The organism is Streptomyces sp. NPDC002130 (genome assembly GCF_040296465.1).
Lineage (GTDB): Bacteria > Actinomycetota > Actinomycetes > Streptomycetales > Streptomycetaceae > Streptomyces.
On record NZ_JBEOXI010000809.1, the window covers coordinates 1 to 1,464 of the forward strand.

General features: G+C 74.2%; 1 protein-coding gene. It reads left to right on the plus strand.

Features of this window, described 5'->3' with window-relative positions:
- Nucleotides 1-1,402: NADH-ubiquinone oxidoreductase-F iron-sulfur binding region domain-containing protein (locus ABT116_RS45790; protein WP_351647088.1), on the plus strand; the 1,402-nt coding region annotated here is incomplete at its 5' end.
- Between the last annotated feature and the right edge of the window lie 62 nt (nucleotides 1,403-1,464).

The window sequence follows — 1,464 nt, forward strand, 5'->3', positions numbered from 1 at the left end:
GAAGCTGCGCTCGGTCGCCGAGGCGGCGATCAAGCGCGGCGTCCGGCCGGTCGTCGTGGTGAACGGCAGTGAGGACGAGCCGGCCTGCCGCAAGGACACGGTGCTGATCAACCGTGCCCCGCATCTCATCCTGGACGGCGCCCTGCTGTGCGCCGAGGCCCTGGGTGCCCGCACGCTCGTGGTGGGGGTCACCCGTGAGTCGACCCAGCGCTCCATGGAGGCCGCGCTCGCCGAACGCGGCCTCAACAACGGCCGCCGCTCGGCGCTGCGCGCGCGCGTCCAGCGCAACCCGGTCCGCATGGTCACCGGCGCCGCCGCGTCGCTGATCCGCTCGATCGACGGCGGCCCGGCCGTCCCGCCCGGCCGCAAGGTCAGCGCCTCGCAGAACGGCGTCGGCGGCGCACCCACCCTGCTCTCCAACGCCGAGACCTTCGCCCAGCTGGCGATCGCCGCCCGCATCGGCCCCGAGCGCTACGGCAACACCGGCCTGTACGACGAGCCGGGCACCGTCATGCTCACGGTCTCCGGCGCGGTCGCCCGCCCCATGGTGATCGAGGTCCCCACGGGCGTGCCGCTGCGCTATGTCCTGCAGCTCGCCGGCGCGCCGCCGGTACCGCAGGGCGTGCTCACCGGCGGCTACCACGGCAAGTGGATCGACGCGGCGACGGTCAACGAGGCGATCGTCTCCCGCAACTCGCTGGACGCGGTGGGCGGTGCGCTCGGCGCCGGCGCGATTCTGCCGATCACTCAGGACACCTGCCCACTGGGCGAGTCGCTGCGGGTGGCGCAGTGGCTGGCCGAGGAGAGCGCGGGCCAGTGCGGCCCCTGCTATCTCGGTCTGCCGGCCGCCGCGCGCGGTCTGGAGGACATCCTCAACGGCGGCGGCCCTGCCGCCCTGGAGGCGCTCAAGCAGGTCGCCAAGAACGTGAAGCGGCGCGGCGCGTGCTCCCACCCGGACGGCTCGGCGATGTTCCTGGAGTCGACCATCAAGGCGTTCACGGACGACCTGGCCGCCCATGTCCTCGGCAACGGCTGCGGACGGCCCGTGGAGGGCGTTCTGCCGCTCTTCGAGGGCGGCAGGGCCCCGACGGGCATCCCGGGCGGCGGCGAGTCCGAGGAGAACGGCCCGAGCCGCCAGAAGATCTACGTCGACTGGACGCTGTGCCGGGGCCACGGCCTGTGCGCGGACATCCTCCCCGAGGTGTTCCAGCTGGGCGCGGACGGCTTCCCGACCGTGGCACAGGCTCAGGTACCGCGGTACGCCGAGGCCAAGGCTCTACGCGCGGTGCGCCGCTGCCCGGCGCTGGCGCTGCGCCTCGAGGAGTCGGGCGCACCGGGCGCGCCGTCCCGTAACCTCCCGGTCCTCTCCCAGGGCCGCGGCCGCCGCGCTCTCGGCCGCTGAGCGGACGCACCGGCGGGCTTCCCTCCAGGGGAGCCCGCCGTACGCATACGCACGACAAGCAC